At 73.6% G+C, this 20,982-nt stretch carries 19 protein-coding genes; 9 read left to right on the forward strand and 10 right to left on the reverse strand.

Annotation, left to right across the window (positions count from 1 at the left end; all coding sequences use genetic code 11):
- Window positions 1-71: 71 nt before the first annotated feature.
- The 3 genes from ACFV61_RS09390 to ACFV61_RS09400 are packed head-to-tail and all read left to right on the forward strand — an operon-like array spanning window position 72 to window position 2,856.
- Window positions 72-839, forward strand: coding sequence for a hypothetical protein (locus ACFV61_RS09390; protein ID WP_380490900.1), 768 nt, complete (start codon window positions 72-74; stop codon window positions 837-839).
- Window positions 836-1,768, forward strand: a complete 933-nt coding sequence (locus ACFV61_RS09395; protein WP_380425463.1) for a DUF6895 family protein — start codon at window positions 836-838, stop codon at window positions 1,766-1,768. Before ACFV61_RS09390 ends, ACFV61_RS09395 begins: the two co-directional genes overlap by 4 nt.
- The gene (locus ACFV61_RS09400; RefSeq protein ID WP_380490902.1) at window positions 1,765-2,856 is read left to right on the forward strand and encodes a serine hydrolase domain-containing protein; all 1,092 of its coding nucleotides are present in this window, start codon (window positions 1,765-1,767) and stop codon (window positions 2,854-2,856) included. Before ACFV61_RS09395 ends, ACFV61_RS09400 begins: the two co-directional genes overlap by 4 nt.
- Window positions 2,857-2,924: 68 nt before the next feature.
- On the opposite strand, the gene ACFV61_RS09405 is transcribed toward ACFV61_RS09400, so the two are convergent.
- Window positions 2,925-3,521 carry a LysE family translocator gene (locus ACFV61_RS09405; RefSeq protein ID WP_063351529.1) on the reverse strand — a complete coding sequence of 199 codons (597 nt, stop codon included), beginning with the start codon at window positions 3,519-3,521 and terminating at the stop codon, window positions 2,925-2,927.
- 231 nt (window positions 3,522-3,752) lie between these two features.
- On the opposite strand from ACFV61_RS09405, the gene ACFV61_RS09410 reads away from it, so the two are divergent.
- A complete protein-coding gene (locus tag ACFV61_RS09410) occupies window positions 3,753-5,252 on the forward strand; it encodes a PLP-dependent aminotransferase family protein (RefSeq protein WP_380490904.1) in 1,500 nt (499 codons plus the stop codon).
- A 111-nt stretch (window positions 5,253-5,363) separates the two neighbouring features.
- On the opposite strand, the gene ACFV61_RS09415 is transcribed toward ACFV61_RS09410, so the two are convergent.
- The 3 genes from ACFV61_RS09415 to ACFV61_RS09425 are packed head-to-tail and all read right to left on the reverse strand — an operon-like array spanning window position 5,364 to window position 8,823.
- On the reverse strand, window positions 5,364-6,269 hold the full coding sequence (locus ACFV61_RS09415; protein WP_380425469.1) for an SDR family oxidoreductase: 906 nt from the start codon (window positions 6,267-6,269) through the stop codon (window positions 5,364-5,366).
- On the reverse strand, window positions 6,266-7,264 hold the full coding sequence (locus ACFV61_RS09420) for an alpha/beta fold hydrolase (RefSeq protein WP_380425471.1): 999 nt from the start codon (window positions 7,262-7,264) through the stop codon (window positions 6,266-6,268). The genes ACFV61_RS09415 and ACFV61_RS09420 overlap by 4 nt, the downstream gene beginning before the upstream one ends.
- Window positions 7,261-8,823, reverse strand: coding sequence for a flavin-containing monooxygenase (locus tag ACFV61_RS09425; protein WP_380490906.1), 1,563 nt, complete (start codon window positions 8,821-8,823; stop codon window positions 7,261-7,263). The genes ACFV61_RS09420 and ACFV61_RS09425 overlap by 4 nt, the downstream gene beginning before the upstream one ends.
- A gap of 436 nt (window positions 8,824-9,259) precedes the next feature.
- Between ACFV61_RS09425 and ACFV61_RS09430 the strand changes: the two genes are divergently transcribed.
- The 4 genes from ACFV61_RS09430 (at window position 9,260) to ACFV61_RS09445 (ending at window position 12,776) form a co-directional block, all read left to right on the forward strand.
- Window positions 9,260-10,048, forward strand: a complete 789-nt coding sequence (locus ACFV61_RS09430) for a MerR family transcriptional regulator (RefSeq protein WP_063349958.1) — start codon at window positions 9,260-9,262, stop codon at window positions 10,046-10,048.
- 59 nt (window positions 10,049-10,107) lie between these two features.
- The gene (locus ACFV61_RS09435; RefSeq protein ID WP_380490908.1) at window positions 10,108-11,112 is read left to right on the forward strand and encodes an ABC transporter substrate-binding protein; all 1,005 of its coding nucleotides are present in this window, start codon (window positions 10,108-10,110) and stop codon (window positions 11,110-11,112) included.
- A 336-nt stretch (window positions 11,113-11,448) separates the two neighbouring features.
- A complete protein-coding gene (locus tag ACFV61_RS09440; RefSeq protein WP_380490910.1) occupies window positions 11,449-12,159 on the forward strand; it encodes an MFS transporter in 711 nt (236 codons plus the stop codon).
- Window positions 12,087-12,776 (forward strand): MFS transporter, encoded by a 690-nt coding sequence (locus tag ACFV61_RS09445; RefSeq protein ID WP_380490911.1) that lies wholly within the window; start codon window positions 12,087-12,089, stop codon window positions 12,774-12,776. Before ACFV61_RS09440 ends, ACFV61_RS09445 begins: the two co-directional genes overlap by 73 nt.
- Before the next feature lie 94 nt (window positions 12,777-12,870).
- Here ACFV61_RS09445 and ACFV61_RS09450 read toward each other — a convergent pair whose 3' ends face one another.
- The 5 genes from ACFV61_RS09450 to ACFV61_RS09470 form a co-directional block, all read right to left on the reverse strand.
- Complete coding sequence (locus ACFV61_RS09450) at window positions 12,871-14,508, reverse strand: M4 family metallopeptidase (RefSeq protein WP_380490913.1); 1,638 nt, start codon at window positions 14,506-14,508, stop codon at window positions 12,871-12,873.
- An 812-nt stretch (window positions 14,509-15,320) separates the two neighbouring features.
- Window positions 15,321-15,623 carry a glutaredoxin domain-containing protein gene (locus ACFV61_RS09455; protein ID WP_279634944.1) on the reverse strand — a complete coding sequence of 101 codons (303 nt, stop codon included), beginning with the start codon at window positions 15,621-15,623 and terminating at the stop codon, window positions 15,321-15,323.
- A complete protein-coding gene (locus ACFV61_RS09460; RefSeq protein ID WP_380490915.1) occupies window positions 15,620-17,887 on the reverse strand; it encodes a serine/threonine-protein kinase in 2,268 nt (755 codons plus the stop codon). The genes ACFV61_RS09455 and ACFV61_RS09460 overlap by 4 nt, the downstream gene beginning before the upstream one ends.
- A gap of 77 nt (window positions 17,888-17,964) precedes the next feature.
- The gene (locus ACFV61_RS09465; protein ID WP_380490917.1) at window positions 17,965-18,954 is read right to left on the reverse strand and encodes an alpha/beta fold hydrolase; all 990 of its coding nucleotides are present in this window, start codon (window positions 18,952-18,954) and stop codon (window positions 17,965-17,967) included.
- Between the two features lie 321 nt (window positions 18,955-19,275).
- Entirely contained in the window at window positions 19,276-20,034 is a 759-nt protein-coding gene (locus ACFV61_RS09470; RefSeq protein WP_380490919.1) for a dienelactone hydrolase family protein, read from the reverse strand.
- 105 nt (window positions 20,035-20,139) lie between these two features.
- Here ACFV61_RS09470 and ACFV61_RS09475 point away from each other — a divergent pair, with 105 nt between their 5' ends.
- Window positions 20,140-20,514 (forward strand): DUF6191 domain-containing protein, encoded by a 375-nt coding sequence (locus ACFV61_RS09475; RefSeq protein WP_380490921.1) that lies wholly within the window; start codon window positions 20,140-20,142, stop codon window positions 20,512-20,514.
- Here the strand turns inward: ACFV61_RS09475 and ACFV61_RS09480 are convergent.
- Window positions 20,475-20,876 carry a VOC family protein gene (locus tag ACFV61_RS09480; RefSeq protein WP_380426634.1) on the reverse strand — a complete coding sequence of 134 codons (402 nt, stop codon included), beginning with the start codon at window positions 20,874-20,876 and terminating at the stop codon, window positions 20,475-20,477. The genes ACFV61_RS09475 and ACFV61_RS09480 overlap by 40 nt on opposite strands.
- Between the last annotated feature and the right edge of the window lie 106 nt (window positions 20,877-20,982).

Raw genomic sequence — 20,982 nt, forward strand, 5'->3', positions numbered from 1 at the left:
AACCCGCGCCCGCGAGCCCACTCCCGCGAGGCCGCCCGCCGGGGGCTCCCCGACCAGGAGGAACACCGCCGATGCCCTTCGCCGAGACGCCACTGCGCGACGAGTACGCCGCAGCCGTCGAACGGGTGGCGCGCCGGACCCTCGACGCCCTCCGGGGTGACGGGGGCGCAGCCGCGCTCGCGGACCCGGACGGCGCCGTACCGCGCCCGACCCTGGCCGCACTGCGGGTGCTCGGCGCAGACCTCTTCGCCCCGCAACTACTCACCGGGGCCGCGCCCGACGGGCCCACCGCCGTATTGCTGGCCGAGGCCCGGCAGGCCTTTCCGGCACCGGACCCGGCACCGGACTCGGCACTGGACTCGGCAGCGTTCTCGGCCGACGCCGCGCTGGTGATCGCATGGCAGGACTGGGCGGCCGAGCAGGTGCTCGCCCGCACGCCGTACGGAACCGGTGCCCCACCGCCCGTGCCGCCTCCGGGCCCGGAGGCCGTCGGCTGGCAGACCTGGTCGGTACGGATGGCGCAGCTGTCCGTCCTGGCGCTGCCCGGGCTCGACGGCCCGGTGCACGACACCGCCCGCGCGCACACCCTGGCCCTTGCCCGCGGCACCGTCCGCTCCATGCTGCGTCGCGACCTCCCCACCGCCGCCCGGCTCGCCCGCTGGCTCGCCTGGGCCGGTGCCGAAGGCCGGCCGCTGCGGCTGGAGGTCGAGCCCGTCCTGGAACGCATCCGGCTGGCCGGTAACGGCAGCGCCCGCACCGGACTTGAGCTGGCCGTCGCCCGTCGGATGCTCGACCGTTCCTCCCGTCCGCCGACCGACCGACGGAGCCGGGTCCGATGACCGACACCCACGTCCTCGCCACCGCGCAGCGGCTCGCCTCCCGCGCGCTGGCCTGGCTGCACGCCTCCCACGCCGACGGCCTCGGCCGGATCCCGGACAACACCGTGGTCGACCTCTCCGACCCCGACGACGCCTACAAGCCGCTCGGCGAGATCGCGCTGGCCGCTTCGCTGATCCTGCGCGACGGCGTCACCGGGCCCACCGAGGCCCGCACCGCACGCGCGCTGCTCGACCACGCCTGGGAGCAACTGCGCGAGGGCGACCTGCTGTACGAGCGGCAGCTGCGCCACTTCACCATGACCGACCCGCTGGAGACCTACGCCCACTTCGCCCGGGCCGGCTACCGCCACCCCGCGCTGGAGGAACTGCTCGATTCGCTCAGCCGGCTGCGGGCCGCGCACGCCGAGGAGATCCACCCCAACCGGCGCCTGGGGGTCGCCAACGCCCGACGGGTCGTCGGGCTCGCCCACCAGCCTGACTGGACCGCACTCGCCGCCGGTACCTGGCTGGGCGCCACGCCCGAACCGTGGGCCGTCAACTGGATGACCGGCTACGACATCACCCACACCGTCTTCCACCTCACGGACTGGGGCGCCCGCCCGGACGGCCTGCCGGAGCCGATGCGCGACCACGTGCGCGACTGGCTGCCGGCCTGGCTCGACGTCTGGCTGGAGATCGGCCAGTGGGATCTCGCCGCCGAACTCCTCGTGGTCGACGCCTGCATCGGCGAACCGGCCACCGGACGGCAGGGCTGGGACGCGCTGGCCGCCGCCCAGCACGAGGACGGCCTGCTGCCGCGCGACACCGACCCGGTCGACGAGGACCGCGAGCGGGCGTTCCAGGACCACCAGCACACCGCCGTCGTCGCGGTGGTGGCCGGTGGCATCACGCTCGCCCGGGCACTCGGGGCCACCGCGGCGCTCGCGTGAACGGGCTGGGTCCGGCGGTCGCGGAGGCGGTGCGCGCGGCCGGACCGTACGCCACCGCCGTCACCGTGGCCGTCACGCGCGGGGACGCGGAGGAGGTGCGCTGCCACGGGCGGCTCGGGCACGGGCGGACGGCCGCATGCTCGCCGGACACCGTCTTCGAACTCGGTTCCGTCAGCAAGACCTTCACCGCGCTGCTGCTGGCACAGATGGCCGCGCGCGGAGACGTCTCCCTGCACGACACGGTCGAACACCGCCTGCCGGACTGCTGGCGCCCGGTGACCGTCCGCTCCCCCGAGCCGATCCGGCTACTACACCTGGCCACCCACACCTCGGGCCTGCCCCGACTGCCACCCGGACTGGCCGCGCGCGCCGTGCCGATCCGGCTACTACACCTGGCCACCCACACCTCGGGCCTGCCCCGACTGCCACCCGGACTGGCCGCGCGCGCCGTGCCGACCTGGTTCAGCAATCCGTACGCCGCCTTCGGGGACGAGCAGTTGAGGGCCGGATTGGCCCGAACCACCGTACGGTGCAGGCCCGGCAGTCGGTACCGGTACTCCAACTACGGCGTCGCGCTGCTCGGGCGGGCACTCGCCGAGACTGGCGGGTTGCCCTACGGGGAACTGCTCTCCGAACGGGTCCTCCGACCGCTGGGCCTCGGTGCCACCACCTGTACGGCGGACCCGCCGGGGCGGGCGGTCGGGTACCGGCGCGGACAGGAACTTCCGCCCTGGCGCATCCCCGGACTGCCGGGGGCCGGCGCGCTCCGGGCGAGCGGGGCCGACCTGCTGCGCTACCTGAGGGCGCATCTCGACGGCGGCCACGGCGAGTTGGCGGCCGCGCTGCGCGAGGTCCAGCGGCCGCGGCTGCGGCTGCCGCGCTCGACGGACGAGCTGTGCCTGGTGTGGAACCACCGCCGCCCGGGCGGGCGCGACCTGTACTTCCACGCCGGGGCGACCCGGGGGTTCACCGCCTTCGTCGGCTTCTCGCCCCAGGCGTCGGCCGCGGTGGCGGCCCTGGCCAACACCGGGCCGTCGTTGGACGGGCGGTTCCTACAGGCGGCGTACGAGGTGCTGCGGACGGCTTAGGAGCCGACCTGGGGGGTGCGGCGCTGCGGCCCAGGCGGCGGGCGGCGGGCGGCGGGCGGCGGGCGGCCCTAGGCTGCCACGGCTTTGGCGCGGTCGGCGGCGATGTGGACGGCGAGGCCGCCGAGGACCGTCCCCATCGCATAGCGCTGGAACCGCAGCCAGGCGGGACGGCGGTTGAGGAAGGACGCGATGCCGCCCGCGCTCACCGCGATCAGCCCGTTGACGGTGACCGCCACCACGATCTGGGTCAGCCCCAGCACCAGGCTCTGCACCGCGACGTGACCGCGCTCGGGCGCCACGAACTGGGGCAGCAGCGAGATGTACATGATGGCGATCTTGGGGTTGAGCAGGCAGGTCAGGAAGCCCATGGCGAACAGTCGGCGCGGCGGGTCCGGCGGCAGCTCCTGCGGGGCGAACACCGCCGTACCGCCCGGCCGGACGGCCTTCCAGGCCAGCCACAGCAGGTAGCCGGCGCCGGCCAGCTTGATCGCGGTGTAGAGGGCGGGCACCACCGAGAACACGGCGGCCACGCCCGCCGTTACCGCGGCCAGGTAGACCAGGAAGCCGGCCGCGACCCCGATCAGCGACAGCAGCCCGGCGCGGCGGCCCTGGGCGATCGACCGGGAGACCAGGTAGATCATGTTGGGCCCCGGTGTCAGCACCATCCCGAGCGCCACGGCGGCGATCCCGAGCACGGCGTGCCCGCCCACGGCGGACAGGGCGGATGCGGCGGGCAGGTCGAACGAGGCGGATACGACGGGAGCGGCGGGGGTCAGTGCTTCCATGCGAGGAGGCTAGGCCCGGCGTCGATCTCAATGCAATGATGACTTTGCACTCGGTGCAATGCCGATGCGATGCCGTGCAATGCCATCACCTTGCGTGGAGGGGTCCCGCCGATGGACGACTACCGCCTGATCGCCGACGAGATCGCCGACGCCATCACCGGCGGGCGGCTGCGACCCGGCCAGCAACTGCCCACCCAGCGCGCCTTCGCCCGCAGCCGGGGCATCGCCAACTCCACGGCGGGGCGCGTCTACCGGGAACTGACCCTGCGCGGACTGACCACCGGGGAGGTCGGGCGCGGCACCTTCGTCCGGGCCGGACAGGGGGCCGGCGGCGGGGCAACCGGCGGGCAGGTGGCACTCGCCGAACCGGCCGGCGCGCCGGTGGACCTGGAACTCAACTACCCCGCCGTCCCCGAGCAGGCCGCACTCCTGGCCGCCGGACTGGCACCGCTGCTCCGGGCGGACGCGCTGGGTGCCGCACTCGCGCCGGTGGGCGCGGCCGGGACGGGCGCGGCCCGGCAGGCGTTCGCGGCACTGCTGTCCGACGAACGCCGGACGGGCGGGGACCGGGCGGGCGGGGACCCGTCGGCCGGGGATCGGACGGCCGGGGATCAGACGGCTGGGGATCGGACGGCCGGGGATCAGACGGCTGGGGATCGGACGGCCGGGGATCGGACGGGCGGGTCCCGGGAGGTCACCCCGGAGATCGCCGGGGAGGAGCTGCTGTTCGCGGGCAACGGACGGCAGGCCATCGCCGCGGCACTGTCCGCGCTGGTGCCGCCCGGCCACCGGCTGGGGGTGGAGGCGCTGACCTATCCGGTGGTCAAGGCCGTCGCCCAGCGACTGGGCATCACGCTCGTGCCACTGGCCGTCGACGAGCACGGACTGCTGCCCGACGCCGTGGCCGCCGCCCACCGGGCCGCGCCGCTGCGCGCCGTCTACGTCCAGCCGAGGCTGCAGAACCCGCTCGGCGGGAGCCTGCCGTACGAGCGGACGGCCGCCCTCGCCGAGGAGCTGCGCCGCCTCGACCTGCCGGCCGTCGAGGACGCGATCTGGTCCTTCCTCCGCCCGGAGCGGACCGCCCTCGCCAGCCTCGCACCGGAACGCACCGTCCTCGTCGACAGCCTCTCCAAGCGGCTCGCGCCCGGGCTGACCACCGGGTTCGCGGTCGTCCCCGCCGCGCTGCGCGAACGGATCGCGGGCGCACTGCGCTCGGGCGGCTGGACGCCCAGCGGGTTCGCCCTGGAGGCGGCCGTGCGCTGGATCGGGGACGGCACCGTGGCCGAGGTCGCGGCGGCCAAGCGCGCCGACGCCGTCGCGCGTCAGCTGCTGGCGCGCGAGGCGCTGGCGGGGCAGCGCGTCCGGGCCGACCCCTGCTCGTACTACCTGTGGTGGGAGCTGCCGGCGGCCTGGCGGGCGGAGACCTTCGTCGCGGTGGCGGCGCGGGCGAGCATCGCCGTCACACCCGCGGCGGCGTTCGCCGCCGACCCCCGGCGTTCCCCGTCCGCCGTCCGGGTCGCCCTGGCCTCGCCGCCGCTGCCCGTGCTGGCGCAAGCACTGGAGACGCTGGCGCGGATCGCGCGGGGGACGGCGGAGGAGTGGATGGAGTGACGGGCGGGCGGACGGACGGCCAGGCGGACGAACAACTGACAGATAACAGCTGTTGAAATCTGTTATCTGTTATCTGTCAGTTGAAATCTGTCAGCTGTCAGTCGACGGCCGTCAGTCGACGGCGCCGCTCCGACCGCCTCGCACCGCCGTGTCCGCAGCCCCGCCGGCACCGACTGCGCGCAACCGGGAGGCGGCGGTGGCGGCGAGCTGGGGCGCGATCCGGGCGACGTCGCGCGAACCAACAGCCGCGATCAGGCTCGGCAGCAGCCAGCGGACCGGCTGCATGCCGCGCAGCCAGGCCTGCGCGTAGACGTGGGCGGACCGCCGGGCAATGCCGGCGGTGATCCGCTCCACCGCGGGCTCCAGCGGGTAGGTCTTGTTGGCCGGCCACGGCAGCCTGGTCCGCATCTGCTTGAGCACGGTGTCCTCGTCGGCGCCGCGCACCATGTCGGTGTCGGTCCAACTCAGGTACCCCACACCGACCTTGACCCCCTGGTAGGCGACCTCGGCGCGGAGCGAGTGGGCGAAGGCCTCCACCCCGGACTTGCTGGCGCAGTACGCGCTCATCAGCGGCGCGGGAGTGAGCGCGGCGAGCGAGGCGATCTGCAGCAGGTAGCCCCGGCTCTCGACGAGGGCGGGCAGGAAGGCCCTGGCCGTGGCGACGCTGCCGAGCAGGTTGACCTCGATCACCCGGCTGAACGCCCGGTGATCGCTGTCCGCCACCGGCCCGCCGATGGCGATGCCGGCGTTGGCGACCACGGTGTCGATCCGGCCGTAGTGCTCCTTGATCCGGCGGGCGGCGTCGCCGAGCGCGTCGAGGTCGGTGACGTCCACCTCCCAACTGGTCGCGGCCGCGCCGCACTGCGCCGCGACGGCCTTGAGCTCGTCCGGCTCCAGCCCCAGGAGGGCGACCTTGGCCCCGCGCCGGGCGAGCGTGCGAGCGAGCGAAGCCCCGACCCCGCGGGCGGCCCCGGTGACGACGACGACCTGCGCGGACAACGGCGGGATGGCGTTCATGCGGCGGCGGTCCTCTCGGAAACGGGCGCAGAGGTGGAGGAGGCAGAGGTGGAGGAGGCAGGAGCGGAGACGGAAGCGGGCGCGGCGGACAGGTACGCGGCGGCCAAGCGGTGGATCTCGGCCGCGACCTCCACCGGCCGCTCCAGCGGCGCCATGTGCCCAACCCCAGGAAGCAGCAACAGCCCCTGCGGGTCGGCGAGTTCGGCAACGATCCGGTGTGCGTGCACCGGCGGGGTCAGCCGGTCCGCGGTGCCGACCACGACGGCGGTCGGTGCGGCGAGCCGGGCGAGCCCGGCGTGGACGTCCAGACGGTCGAGGACGCCCGCCCAGTTGGCGCGGACGGCGGTCGGGCAGGCGTGCACGATCCGGGCCGTCGCCTCCACCTGCCCGGCGGACGAACCCGGGCCCATGGTCGCGTACTTGAGCGCGACACGGCTGACCGGCGAGACCGGTCCGAGCGGCAGCCGGGAGCGCAGCAGCTGGCGGTTCAGGAAGCGGCGCAGCCCCGGGGAACGCACCGCCTCGGGCAGCACGGTGAGTTCGGCCACCAGCTCCCCCGGCCCGGTGGAGACCAGGACGGCGGCGGCGGTCCGGTCGGCGATCTCCGGGCGGCCGCCGGCGGCCATGATGGTCATCCCGCCCATGCTGTGCCCGGCGAGCACGGCCTTCTCCCCCGCCGGGACGGTCCGGGCGAGGACGGCGGAGAGGTCCTCGGCCAACGCCCTGGTGGAGTAGCGAACCCGGCTCGGCGGGATCTCGCTGTGCCCGTGGCCGCGCTGGTCGTACGCCACCACTCGGTAACGGTCGGCGAGTTGGCGGATCACCGGTGCCCAGAAGGCGGTTGAGCAGGTCCAGCCGTGGGCGAGCACGACGGTGGGCGCCCCGGGCTGGCCGTGCACCTCGGCGTGCAGCCGGATCCCGTCCGCCGATCGGATGCTCAACTCCTCGACAGGCGTCGGCGGGACGTACTCGGCGGGCAGCTCGGCGGCGCTCATGCGGACACCTCCTGCACGGCAGGGGCGGCGTCCTGACCGGCGCGCATGATCAGTTCGTACTCGCCGAGGTCGACCTTGCGGGTGGCGCGGCGGAACGCGGTGGTGGAGCCGGGCCAGAGCACGGTGTTCTTGCCGTTCGGATCCAGGTACCAGCTGCGGCAGCCGCCGGTGGTCCAGACGGTGCGGTCCATCCGGTGCTGGAGTTCGAGGTTCCACTGCCGCTGGGCCCGGGCGGTGGGCTGCATCGCGGTGGCACCGATCGACCCGAGTGTGGTCAACGCGTCGATCAGGTAGTTAAGTTGGGACTCGATCATCAGGATCATCGAGCTGTTGCCGAGGCCGGTGTTGGGGCCGATCACGAAGAACAGGTTCGGGAAGCCGTGCACGGCCGAGCCGCGCAGCGCCTCCATGCCGTCCTTCCACTCCTCCGCCAGGCTGGTGCCGTTGGCGCCGAACACCCGGGCCCCGATGGGCATGTCGGTGACGTGGAAGCCGGTGCCGAAGACGATGGCGTCGACCTCGTGCTCACTGCCGTCGGCGGCGAGCAGGGTGGAGCCGCGCAGTTCGCGCAGGCCGGAGGCGACCACCTCGGTGTTGGCCGCGGCGAGCGCCGGGTAGTAGGTGTTGCTGAGCAGGATGCGCTTGCAGCCGATCCGGTAGTCCGGGGTGAGCTTGGCGCGCAGGGCCGGGTCGGGAACGCCCTGGGCGAGGTGGCGTTCGGCGAGTTGCTGGACCACCCGCAGCATTCCCGGGCGGCGCACGAAGGCGTCCACCTGGAGCTCCCGGAGGGCGAACAGGGTGCCGCGGCGGATCTTCCCGGTGACCGGTACGCGGTCGTGCAGCCACTTCTCCAGCTGGCTGATCTCGCGGTCCCGGCGCGGCAGGACCCAGGCGGGCGTGCGCTGGAAGACCGTCAACTTGCCGACCTTCGGCTGGATCGACGGGATGATCTGGGCGGCGGAGGCTCCGGTGCCGACGATCGCGACCCGCTTGCCGGTCAGGTCGTAGTCGTGGTCCCAGCGGGAGGAGTGGAACACCTTGCCGGGGAAGGCGCCGAGCCCCGGCAGGTCGGGGATCTGCGGGTCGGCCAGCGGTCCGGCGGCGGAGACCACGGCGTCCGCAGTCCACTGGCCGGCCGAGGTGGTGATCCGCCAGCGGACCTGATCGACCTCCCAACGCGCCTCCAGAAATTCGGTGTTGAACCGAAGATGCGGACGGAGGCCGAAGACGGTGGCGACCTTCTCCAGGTAGGCGCGGATGTCCGGCTGGCCGGAGAAGCTGCGCGGCCACGCGGGGTTGGGCGCGAAGGAGAAGGAGTAGAGGTGCGAGGGCACGTCGCAGGCGCAGCCGGGGTAGCTGTTGTCGCGCCAGGTGCCGCCGACCGAGTCCGCGCGCTCCAGGACGACGAAGTCGGTGATCCCGGCGCGGCGCAGCCGGACCGCGGCGCCGAGACCGCCGAAGCCGGAACCGATCACCGCCACCCGCACGTGCGGGACGGCCTCGTCCGCCGCGGGGGCACCGGACGTGCCGGAGCGGGGGCGCTTGCTGCTGGATGCCATGCGGCCTCCTCCTGAGGGTGGGGCGATGATCTTCGCGCTGCCGTACCGTGGCGCCCGCTCGTGCCGCGCCTCCTGGCACGGACCCTGGCGCGCCGACGGCGCCGTGCTCGTACTGTGCTCGACTGCTCTCGTACCGCCCTGGCGCTGCCCTGATGTTGCCCTGACGCGCCCGGGTGACGCCGCGGTATCGCTCTGGTGCTGCCCTGCATGATGCTCTGCGCACTGCCCTGCGCGCCGCCTTGCCGTCCTGCCTTGCGTACTTGCCCTGCCGTACTGCCTTGCCGTACTGCCGAGAGAGCTCCCCCGACAACTGGCATCGAAGCCTCGCCAATCGCGCCAGTAATCACTGGCATGATTGGCAGGGTAGCCCTTGCTGACACCGGATGGAAGAAGCGCGGCCACCCGGATTCCGGGAGCCTTCGGAGGTGGCGGACCTATGCTGATCGCCGTGGACAAGGTCAGAGCTGCTGCGGGTGACGGAAAACGCGAGTACCGGGTGGAGGAACTGGCCGAGGCGGCCGGCATCACCAGCCGGACGCTGCGCTTCTACCGCGAGCGCAAACTGCTCCAGCCACCGCGCAAGGAGGGCCGGATCGCCTGGTACGGCGAGGAGCACCTGGCCCGGCTGCGGATGATCGGCGAACTGCTGGACCGCGGCCACACCCTGGGCGGCATCGCCGAACTGATCGGCGCCGGCGAGAGCGGGCGGGACGTCGCCGAGCTGATCGGGCTGGAGGCCGCGATCGTCGCCCCCTGGTCGGACGAGACCCCGGTGCGCCTGGACTGGGACGAACTCAAGACCGTCTTCAACGACCAGCTCACCGAGGAGAACACCGCCGAGTCGATCGCCCAGGGCTACATCACGATCGACGACGACGGGATCACCCACATCAGCCGCCGCCTGATGGACGCCACCACCGCACTCGTCGCCGAGGGCGTACCGCTCTCCGTGGTGCTGGACGCCAGCCGGCGCACCCAGGAGCACGTGGAAGCCATCGCCGAGATCTTCATCGACGTGGTCGGCGAGCACCTGCTCGGCGCCCTCGCCGCCGACGCCCCGCTGCCGCCCGGCGAGGCGGCCCGGCTCACCGAACGCATCCTGCGGGTGCGGCCGCTGGCCCGTACGGTCATCGACGCGCAGTTCGCCCTCGCGATGGACCGGCGGGTGCCCGCCGAGTACGACGAACTGCTGCGCCAGCGACGGGAGAACGACACCGAGGCGTAACCCCTCCAACGGGAGGGCAGGGATTCCCGCGCCCTGCACGCCCGTTGGAGGAACCGCCGATGCCCAGACCGCTCAGTCGCCGCGCCGCGCTCGGCCTCGCCGCCGGGCTCGCCCCTGGCCTCACACTCGCCGCCTGCGGCCCGAACTCGCCAGCACCGTCCGCCGGTTCGACCGGCGGGTCCGGCGAGCCAGGCAGTTCCGGCAGATCCAGCGGGGCTGGCCCACGGACCGTCCGGCACGCTCGCGGCGAGAGCACCGTACCGGCCCGGGCCACCCGGGTGGTGGCGCTGGACACCGATGCGTTGGACTCGGTGGTCACTCTCGGGCTCACGCCGGTCGGCGCGACCACCGTCACCGAGGGTGCGCCCTTCCCCGCCTACCTGCCCGCCGAACGGCTGGCCGCGACGAAGGCCGTCGGCGCCATCGGGCAGCCCAACCTGGAGGCGATCGCGGCGCTGCGGCCGGACCTCATCCTGAGCAACCAGGTGCGCGACGACAAGCGGTACGACGAACTGGCGAAGATCGCGCCGACCGTACTGTCCAAGACCACCGGGCCCACCTGGAAGGAGAACGTCCGGCTGCACGCCGAGGCGATGGGCCGGCAGGCCGAAGCCGAAGCGGCCGACGCGGCGTACCGGACGAAGGCTCGGGACCTCGTCACCGCACTCGGCGGCCCGGCCAAGGCCGCCGCCACCCGGGTCGAGATGGCTCGTTTCCTCGCGGGCGCGCCGACCAGGCTGTACCTCAACGGCACCTTCGTCGGCTCGCTGTTCAAAGACCTCGGGCTCGGCCGGCCCGCCAACCAGGACAAGCCCGGGTTCTCGGTCGAGATCAGCCCCGAGCAGGTGGACCAGGCGGCGGCCGACGTCATCTTCTACTCGGTCTACGGGGACGCGGCCAAGTCCGACCAGGGCAGGATCACCGATGGCGCACTGTGGAAGAACCTGGACGCCGTCCGCACCGGCCGGGTGTTCCGGGTCGACGACAACCTGTGGATGCTCGGGATCGGCTACACCGGGGCCGGCTTGATCCTGGACCAGATCCGGAAGGACCTCGCGACCTGAGCGCGCTCGGCAGCGCACGGACCGACGGCGGCGCACGGACCGACGGCGGCGGACACCCGACAGACGACGGCGAACAGATGACGGCCGACAGATAACAGATAACAGATGTTGAAATCTGTTATCTGTCATCTGTTCGCCGCGGCCTCTCACGCCTCGCCCGCTGTCCACTCCTCCAACCCCGCCCCGCCCCCGCCCCCGCCGCCACTGGTCGATCGACCGATTACCCACCCCCCGGACGCGCCCCTACCGTCGAGGCTCACCCGCAGGTCGCTGTCGCCTGGTCGGGCCGGTGGCGGGAGGCGGGCGCCCGCACCGGCTCCGTGTGGGGGCGTACCGATGTCCGTGGTCGTGAAGTTCCGTACAGCAGCGCAACTGACCGGCGGCCGGGTGCTGCTGTGGTCGCTGCTCGGTCGGCTGCCGAACGCGATGAGCCCGATCGGCACCCTGCTGCTGGTGAGCCGGAACACCGACAGCGTGTGGCGCGGCTCCCTGGTCGCCGGTGCGCTGGCGGTCGGCCAAGCGGTCGGCGGTCCGCTGGTGGGTCGACTGGCGGACCGCCGCGGGCAGCGGACGGTCGGGCTGGTCGCCGCGCTGGTCAACGCGACGGCACTGGTGGCGCTGGTGGCCGCCTCGCAACGCGGGTCGGCCCTCGGCTGGCAGCTCGCGCCTGCCGCCGTGGTCGGCCTGTCCGTCCCGCTGGTCGGCCCGCTGTCGCGCAGCCGGTGGGTCCGATTGGCCGCTGGTGAAACGGAGTTGACCTCCGTCATGCTGTCGCTGGACGGGATCGTCGACGAGGTCGGTTTCACCGCCGGGCCCGCACTGGTCGGAGTCCTCGCCACCGTCTCCTCCCCCGCCGTCGGCCTGCTCGTGGCGGCCGTGCTGTCCGGCGTCTGCGCGACCCTGTTCGCGCTGCACCCGACGGCCTCCCCGGCATCCCGAAGTCCCCGGCCCGCTCCGCCGAGCGGCTGCTCACCGTGCCCTACGTCCTGCTGCTGGCCGGGATGGCGCTGCTGGGCGCGTGTTTCGGCTCGGTGCAGGTCGGGGTGACCGCCACCACGGAGGCCCTGGGCCGGCCGGGCGCCGCCGGACTGCTGTACGGCTTCATCGGGTTCACCAGTTCCCTGGCCGGGATCGCCGCCGCGGGCCTGCCCGCCCGGTGGGAGTTGGCGTCCCGGTTGCGGGCGGGCACGGTGCTGCCGTTCGCCGCCACCTGCGTCCTGCTCGTCTCCGCCGGGAGCCTGTGGAGCCTGACCGCCGCCGTGGGCCTCCTCGGGGTGGCGGTCGCACCGCAGATGATCACGATGTTCGGCCTGGTCGAGCGGACGGTGCCGGCCGTCCGGCTGGGCGAGGCGATGGCGGCGCTGGTCAGCGCGCTGATCCTGGCTCAGTCGGCCGGCACCTTCCTGGGCGGCTGGGCGACCACGCACTTCGCGGCCGCCGCGCCGTTCGCGATCACCGCGGCCGCGGCGGCGGCCGCCCTGCTGCTCGCCGCGTGCACCGCGACCGAACAGCGCTACCGCCGCCGTATTCCGACCGCTCCAACCGCTCCGACCGCTCCGACCGCTCCAACCGCTCCAACCAAAGGTCGGTCCGACGGTCGGCCTGGCGGTTCCGGCGCCCAACCCCGCATCGCCGCGCCCGTGCGCCGCGCCCCGCGCACATGACGGCGGGGGCGACGGTGGTCCGCACACCGTCGCCTCCGCCGTGCGGCCCTGCCGGCCGGCACCCACGATTCGGCAGGGCCCACTCAGGCGGTTGTCAGTTGACGTTGACCGCCGTCCAGGTGGCCGCGACCGCGTTGTACTCGGCGCTGCCGTTGCCGTACAGGTCCGCCGCCGCGCTGAGGGTGCCCGCCCGGGCGCCCGCGTAGTCGGTGGTGGAGGTGAAGTAGACGGTCAGCGCGCGGTACCAGATCTGCGCGGCCTTGTCCCGGCCGATGCCCGCGAGCGAGGAGCCGTCGGCCGTCGGGCTGTTGTAGTCGAACCCGTTGATGCTCTTCGCGCCGCTGCCCTCCGACAGCAGGTAGAAGAAGTGGTTCGCCACGCCCGACGAGTAGTGCACGTCGAGGTTGCCCACGTCGGCGGACCAGGAGTCGGCGGACTGGCCGTCCTTGCTGGGCTGGTCCATGTAGCGCAGCGGGGTGCCGTTGCCGTTCAGGTTGATCAGCTCGCCGATCCAGTAGTTCGGCGGGTTGGAGGGCAGGTTGGCGTACCACTCGACCATCGTGCCCATGATGTCGGAGGTGGCCTCGTTGAGGCCGCCGGACTCGCCCGCGTAGTTGAGGTTCGCCGTGGCGGCGGTGACGCCGTGGCTCATCTCGTGGCCGGCCACGTCGATCTCGGTGAGCGGGGCGGCGTCGCCGTTGCCGTCGCCGTAGGACATGCAGAAGCAGCTGTCGTCCCAGAAGGCGTTGACGTAGTTGGAGCCGTAGTGGACGCGGCTCGCGGCGCCGACACCGTCGTTGCGGATGCCGTTGCGGCCGAAGGTGTTCTTGTAGAAGTCCCACGTGGTGGCCGCGCCGAACTGGGCGTCCACCGCGGCGGATTCGCGGTTACTGGCAGTGCCGTCGCCGAAGTTGTTGGAGGTGTTGGCGAACAGCGAGCCGTTGCCGGCGGTTCCGTTGCTCATGTCGGTGGTGGACTGGCCGCCGCGGCTGTCGTCCTTCAGCGAGTAGCTGGAGCCGCTCTGCGCGGTGGTGAGCGGCACCTGGCCGACGAAGACGCCCTTGCCGGTGCCGGCGGCGGTCTGGATCTTCTCGTGGGTGGACAGCACCTTGCCGGTGGCGGCGTCGGTGACGAGCACCTGGTTGCTCGGAGTGCCGTCGGCGCGCACGCCCTCGACGGTGGTCCGGTAGGCCAGGCGCGGGTTGCCGTCGGTCGCCCAGACGACCAGTTCGGCCTTGCCGGTCTGGTGCACGTCGGCCAGCGGGGACTCGTCGGCGTCGAGGGTGACCCCGACGGTGGCCTTGACCGCGCCGGTGGCCTGCGTGGCGGCCTGGTCGGCCGGGATCTGCGGGGTCAGGCTCGGCAGCGCGAGCTTGGCGGAGACCGCCTTGTCGACCGACTTGACCGAGCCGTTGGCCTTCTGGTGGACGACCAGGTCACCGCCGAGCACCGGCAGGCCGGCGTAGGTGCGCTCGAAGCGCAGGTGCCGGGTGCCGTCCTTGTCGACCACGGCGTCCTTGGCGACGAGCCGCTCCTTCTCGCCGAGGGCGAGGGCCTTGGCGAGCGGGCCGGACTGGCCGCCGGCCAGCGCGAGCACGGCCGCGTGCTGGTGGTCGGCCTGGGCCTGGAGGCCGGCGACGGGGCTGGCCTGGGCGGCGGTGCTCACCTGGATCACACCGGTCAGCAGGGCGGTGGCCGACAGTACGGCGACAGCTGCGAGCTTTCGCTTCACGTGCGAGTCCTTCCGGGAAACCGCGTGTGGACGCGGTCGCGCCGCGTTCCGGGGGCCGGGGTCGGCACCTGTGGGGCGGAATGGGCGCTGACGTGCTGAAACCCCGGGCGGTCGAGCGGCGAGCCACCAAGGGGTGGGGGTGGGGGCTACCGCCGGGGCTGTCCAAAAGCATGACAATCCAGCAGGTGAATTGACAGGTCTACTTCAGCGATTGGCCAGGTCCCGCCAGCTCGCCGGGGCTCTCAAGTGGTGGGCAAAACGGGGTAATTCACCGCGCCTTGCAGTGGGTTCCCACCCGAACCACGGCCGACCGCCTGCGCCGATGTCCGATCGACCGTCGAACGTCGATTCGGTGCGCGGAGCCGAGCGGGCCGGAATCGACTTTTACATCCCTGTAGAACTTCCCATACGGAATCTTGACATCCGCTTGGCGAGGTCCCGCCACCTGCCACCCTTGCCCGCCGCCGGGCCATCTGCTAGCGCCACCGAACCTTGTGTTCGCCCGACTCCTCAGTGCAGTCGGTGAGTTGAGCGCGATGCCCGGGGGTGCACCGGAGCCGACAAGGCCCCGTGTCCCACAACTGCCCCTGCTCCACCGGCGGCTGCGATGGCGCCCGGCTCCCGCGGCGCCCCGCTCGCCCGCCCCGACTCCCGGGCGACCTGCCCGTACGGACACCCGGGCCGGGTCGGCACACGCGCTCAACCGCCGCCGGCGCCGGGCCCGTCCGGTCGCAGAAGCGGCAGCGGCAACGGCAACGGCAACGAGGTCGGGGTTGGGAGGGCGCAGGGGTGCCGCTCCTCGCCCGGACCGGTCAGCGAGGCCTCCCCGGGAGCACGTCCGGCGCGTACTCCCGGACCGCCGCGAGCAGTTGGCGGATCGACGGGTTCACCATCGGTCGCCCGGCCACGGTGACGGTCGGCACGGTCTCGTTGCCGTCCGCGACCGAGCGGACGAAGGCGGCGGCGTCCGGGTCCTTCCAAATGTTCACCATGGTGAACCGCCGGCTGTAGCGCAGGCGCGTGAAGAGCAGCGCCAGGCGCAGGTTCATGCAGAACGTGCACAGCGGACGCCAGTAGAGGACCACGCCGTCGTCGGCTCCGTCGGTCGCTGTCACTGGAACCGCCATTCCTGGGCCGTGTTGCCAGGGGTGCAGGTCACCATGGTGACCGCGTTCCCCGGGCCGTTGTCGGTCATGCAGCTGTGGTTCTGGTAGTCGGCCAGCGTGTAGGAGCCCTGGGCGGACCCGCTGCGCACCGTCCAGTTGGTCAGGAAGCTGAAGCCTCCGCTCAGGGTGACCTTGCCGTCCATGGTCTGGACGAGCAGCGGCCCGCCGCTGTTGCAGGCGTTGAAACTGATCCAGGAGCCGGGGTTGGTCGCCCGCACCCAGCCGTACTGGGACGCGCCGCCGACCACGATCGGGTTGTCGCCGCTCAGTTCGTCGCGGGCCATCCCGATCGGGCGGCCGTCCTTCACGTTGACGATGGTGGTCCAGGAGGTGCCGCCGCACGACGGCGGCCGGGTGGGGGTCTGCGGGGCCGGCGGGTTGCCGCCGCCCGAGGGAGAACCGCCGCCTGACGGGGAGCCGCCCCCGGCGGGGGAGCCACCGGCCGCGTTCTGGGCCGGGGGCTGCGGGTTGGGATTGGGGTTGGCGGGCTGGTTTGCCGCGCCGCCCCCACCCCCGCCCCCGCCGCCGGACTGGTTGGACTGACCGCCCGAAGCCCCGCCGGCGGAACCGCCCGAGACACCTCCCGCAGAACCGCCGGCGGACTGGTTGGACTGACCGCCCGAAGCCCCGCCGGCGGAACCGCCCGAGACACCTCCCGCAGAACCGCCGGCGGAACCGCCTGAGGCACCGCCCGAAGCCCCGCCGCCACCAGCCGCGTTGCCGCCGCCTGCCGCGCCCGCGCCGGTGCCCCGGCTCGCCGCGCCTCCGTTGCCGCCCGGCGCGGGGGCCTGGACGGGCGCGCCCGGCTGGTTCTGGGTGCTCGGCTGCTGGTCGGCGGCCGGGGCCGCGACCGGGGTGTCGGAAGGTGTCGGCGTGGCGGGCGGCGTCGTGGCCGGGGCCGCCGGGGTGCCCGTGCCCGGGGTCACCGGGGCCGTCACGACGACGGTCGGCTGGGCGGCGGGCGGCTCGGCCGCGTCCGACCGGCCGGGGCCGCGGTCCACCAGCAGGACGGTCGCCGTGCCCATCGAGATGACCACGGGGACGATCACCGGCACCAGCAGTGCGCGACGTGACCGGCGCTTGCCCGGCTCGGTCACCGGCTGCGGCCCCACCTTCGCGACCTCGTCCGACACGGGGCCGTCACCCGACGCCGGGCGCTCGCCCGACGCGGGCTGGTCGGCGCCGTCCGCGACCGGCACCACGGCACCGGCCTTCGCCCCGCCGGCACCCCCGGGCGCTCCGCCCCCGGCCTCTTCACCCGCAGCCGCTCCCCCGGCCGCCGCAGCTCTGAGGTCGACCGTCCCGGTGTCGGCCGGGGCTCCGGCCGCACCCGCCGCAGCGCCCGCGTCCTCCGCGCCGATCGCCGCCCGGGCCGCGGCCGCCATCTCGGCGGCGTCGGCGAACCGGTCCTCCGGCTTCTTCTCCAGCGCCTTCGCGACCAGCTCTCGAACCGCCGCCGGGAAGGCCCCCGGCAGCTCCGGCGCCGGCTGGCGGACGTGCTTGAGCGCGACCTCCAACACGCTCTCGCCGACGAACGGCGGCTTCCCGGTGAGCAGTTCGAAGCAGACCACGCCGATCGAGTAGAGGTCGGAGGCCGGCCCGGTGCCCGTCCCCTCGGCCTGCTCGGGGGCCATGTAGAGGGCGGTGCCTACGATCGCGTGCGAGGCGGTGATCTTGGTGCTGGCGATCGCCCGGGCGATGCCGAAGTCGGTGATGGTCACCCGGCCGTCCATACGCACCATCAGGTTGGACGGCTTGAGGTCCCGGTGCACGATCTCCCGGCGGTGGGCGGCGTGCAGGCCGTCCAGCGCGGCGGCGACCAGACCGAGGGCGCGCTCGGGAGGCATCGGGCCCTCCTCGGCGAGCACCCGGTCCAACGGCCGGCCGTCGACCAGTTCCATGACGATGTAGGCGCAGCGGTCCCCGGCACCACCGCCTTCGCCGCCCTCCCGGCCCTCGGCACCGCCGCCGCTCTCACCGTAGTCGTGGACGTCCACGACGGCCGGGTGGTCGATCGCGGCGACCAGTTGGGCCTCCCGGCGGAAGCGCTGGATGAAGGTGTCGTCCTCGAACAGCGCCGAGTGCAGGATCTTGACGGCCACCGGCCGCGCCAGCACCGTGTCGTCGGCCCGCCAGACCGTACCCATCCCCCCGCCGCCGATCCGCTCGACCAGCGTGTACCGCCCGCCGAGCACGGCGCCCGGACCCCTCATACTCCCGCCCCCATGTGTGTCATGACCCTCCCCAGCGGGCCGTTCGGCCCCCCAGTGTGCCAGAGGGGGTCGAACGGTCAGCAGGCACTGTCCGGCCAGGGGTTGAGGGCCCCGCCGTCAGCTGTCCCGGCCCTGCCGGGCGTGCTCGACCACCTCCAGGACGGCGGCGGCGACGGCCTGCGGGTGGTCGGCGTGGACGTGGTGGCCGGCGCCGCGCACGACGATGTGCGACCCTTGGCGGCGCTGGCGACGACGTGTGACTGGAGGACGGTCCAGCGGGCACGCATCGCCCCCGGCAGGCCGTCGGTCGCGCTCAGCACGGTCACCGGCACGTCGGGCAGCCGCGCGGCCGCGCGCCGCTGCCGGAGCTCGGAGACCGCGAGGGCCGTCAGCCGGTTCTCGTCGAGGACGGTCAGCCGCTGGTGGCGGTGTGCCTCGACGGCGGCCTCGGCCCTCGCGACAGTTCCCCCGGCACGGCGGGCGGCGGGCGTCAAGGCCGCCCGGAGTAGCCCCACCCGCAACAGGACGGCCTCGGCGGCGCGGATGGCCGGTGGCTGGAACTCCTCGTGCGCCGGGTCCACCAGGACCAGGCCTGCCACCAGTTCCGGGCGCCGCCAGGCGAGGAGTTGGGCCAGCTGGCCGCCCCAGCTGTGCCCGACCAGGACGGCCGGGCCGGCGCCGAGGTGCTCCACCAGGGCCGCCAGGTCCCCGGTCGGGGACTCCAGCGACGGGCCGGAGACGCGATCGGGGTCACTGGCACCGAGCCCGGCCCGGTCGTACGCCACGACCCGGCTGTGCGCGGCCAGTTCGGGCAACACCGGCGCCCAGGTCAGCGACGAGGTGCCGCAGCCCGCGAGCAGGACCACCGGCGGACCGCCGCGCCCCGCCTCCACCCAGCGCAATGCCCGCCCGCCACGGTCGAGTTCGCCCTGCCGGACCCCGCCGGGGACGCGCTCGGCCAGCGCCTGCCCGATGGCGTCCTGCACGTCCCGCATGGCCCGCGTGTCCTGCGTGTCCTGCGTGCCCCACGGTTCCTGCGCGTTCTGCTTGTTCTCTGTCTTCTGCACGTTCGGCTCCCCCCTGGATCCGTCCGCCCGGTCCCGGCCTGTGGTGCCGGGTGACGCGGGTTCGTTACTCACCACTGCCACGAGTCCCGGGCGCCTCCCCGACGCCCGGCGGCCTAGCCGACGGCCGGGCCCGGACTCGCTGTCAGGCACCAGACCCTGACCGCCCGGCTCCACGCCGACCCGAACACCTCGCGTCCGTTGCGCGACCGGAGGACGAAGAGGAGGTGCTGTGGCGCAAGGCCGTCACCGGCCCGCGCCTGCACGGACCAGGCCGGGGCGGACCGGGCCACGCCGCGCCCGCCGCCCCGGCCCTCCGGTGGCTCAGGCCGACAGGGTCCGCTTGAACAGGTCGAGCACCGCCTCCCAGTGGCGCGCGTCGGCGACGGCGTCGTAGCGGGTGGTGTCGGCCTGGGTGTAGCCGTGCGCGGCGCCCGGGTAGACCTCCTCCCGGTGGCGGACACCGGCGGCGGTGAAGGCCTCGGCGAGCCGTTCGATCTGCTCGGCGGGCATGGACGGATCCTCGTCGGCGTGGCCGAAGTACACCTCGGCGGTGATCCGGGAGGCGCCCAGGTGCGGGCTGTCCGGCGCATCGGTGGCGAGGTTGCCGCCGTGGAACCCGGCGATGGCGGCGATCCGGTCGGGGTGGCTGGCGGCCGTCCACAGGGCGAGCAACGCACCGCGGCAGTAGCCGGTGAGGCCGACCGGGCCGTCCGAGACGAGCGGGGAGTCGGCGAGCCAACGCAGATAGGCGTCCGCGTCGCGGGTGGTCACCTCGGGGGTGAGGCTGAGGAGCAGCGGGCCGATCCGTTCGAAGATCGTCGGGTCCTTCTCCAGGTCGATCAGCGGCGGCAGTTCGACGACCGGCGCGCGGCCGTTCCGGTAGTAGGCGTTGGGGACCAGCACGGCGTACCCGGCCTGGGCGAGCCGGTCGGCCATGTCCTTCAGCTGGGGTCGGAGCCCGAAGGCGTCCATGTAGAGGATGACGCCGGGGTGGGCCCGCCCGTCGTCGGGGTGGGCGAGGTAGGCGTCGGCGGTGCCGTCCGCCGTCGGGATGTCCACGGTGGTTCCGCGCACGGTCATGGTGAGGGGTCTCCTTCGGTTCGCGCGGCAGGTTAGCGGGTGGACGCCGCCACCGACGCGGCGCCCGCGGGGAACGCAGGTGCGACCGCCCGGCGTTGGGCGTACATGGGTGTGATCGTAGATGTGGCGTGCGTGGCGGCGGCGGTGATCGGGCTGGTGCTCCTGATCACGTGGCAGATCCGGGGCGAGTCGTCGGGGCGTTGGCGGCGGGGCGGCGGGAGCACCGGGGTGGGCCTGGGCGGTGGGCTGGAGGAGTTGCAGGCGCTGTTCAGCCCGGGCAAGCGGGTGCAGGTCGAACAGCGGCGGGAACAGCTGACGCTGCGGGACGACGCCCAGGTCGGAGCGCCGCCGCACTTCGGCGTGGACCTGGACCGGGGCGTGGCGGTGCTGCACGGCAAGGGCGGGACGGGCGGTGAGACCGGACGGGGCCGGACAGGCGCTCAGGCCCCCCAGCCACGGGAGCAGAGCACCAGCCGGTAGCCGTCCGGGTCGGATATCGTCACGCCGAACTCCTCCCAGTAGGGGTTGTGGGACCGGACCGGGGTGCCACCGGCGGCCTCCAGCCGGGCGACCAGGGCGTCGTCCACCGGCGCACCGAGGTAGACGACGAAAAGGTCGTCGACCGTCGGGGTGGGCTCCAGCGGGTTCTCCGGGTCGTGGGTGAGTTCGAAGTGCCAGGCTCCGCCGGGCGGACCGACCATCAGCAGGTCGTGCTCGCCGGACACCCGCTCGGTGGTGCGCCACAGCACGTCCAGGCCGAGGCCGCCGACGTAGAAGCGCTCGGCCGCCGCGAGGTCGCGCGAGGGCCGGGCGATACGGACCCGCGTCGTCGAATCGATCATGGCCGCGACCCTAGCCGATACCACTGACACTGATAGTTCTAACCGGGTCCCTGGTGGTCGTGGCTCTGCCACTGACTGACGCCCTGCTGGGCTGTCCTCCGGTTGT

It is taken from the genome of Kitasatospora sp. NPDC059817 (assembly GCF_042731835.1).
Classification (GTDB): Bacteria; Actinomycetota; Actinomycetes; order Streptomycetales; family Streptomycetaceae; genus Kitasatospora.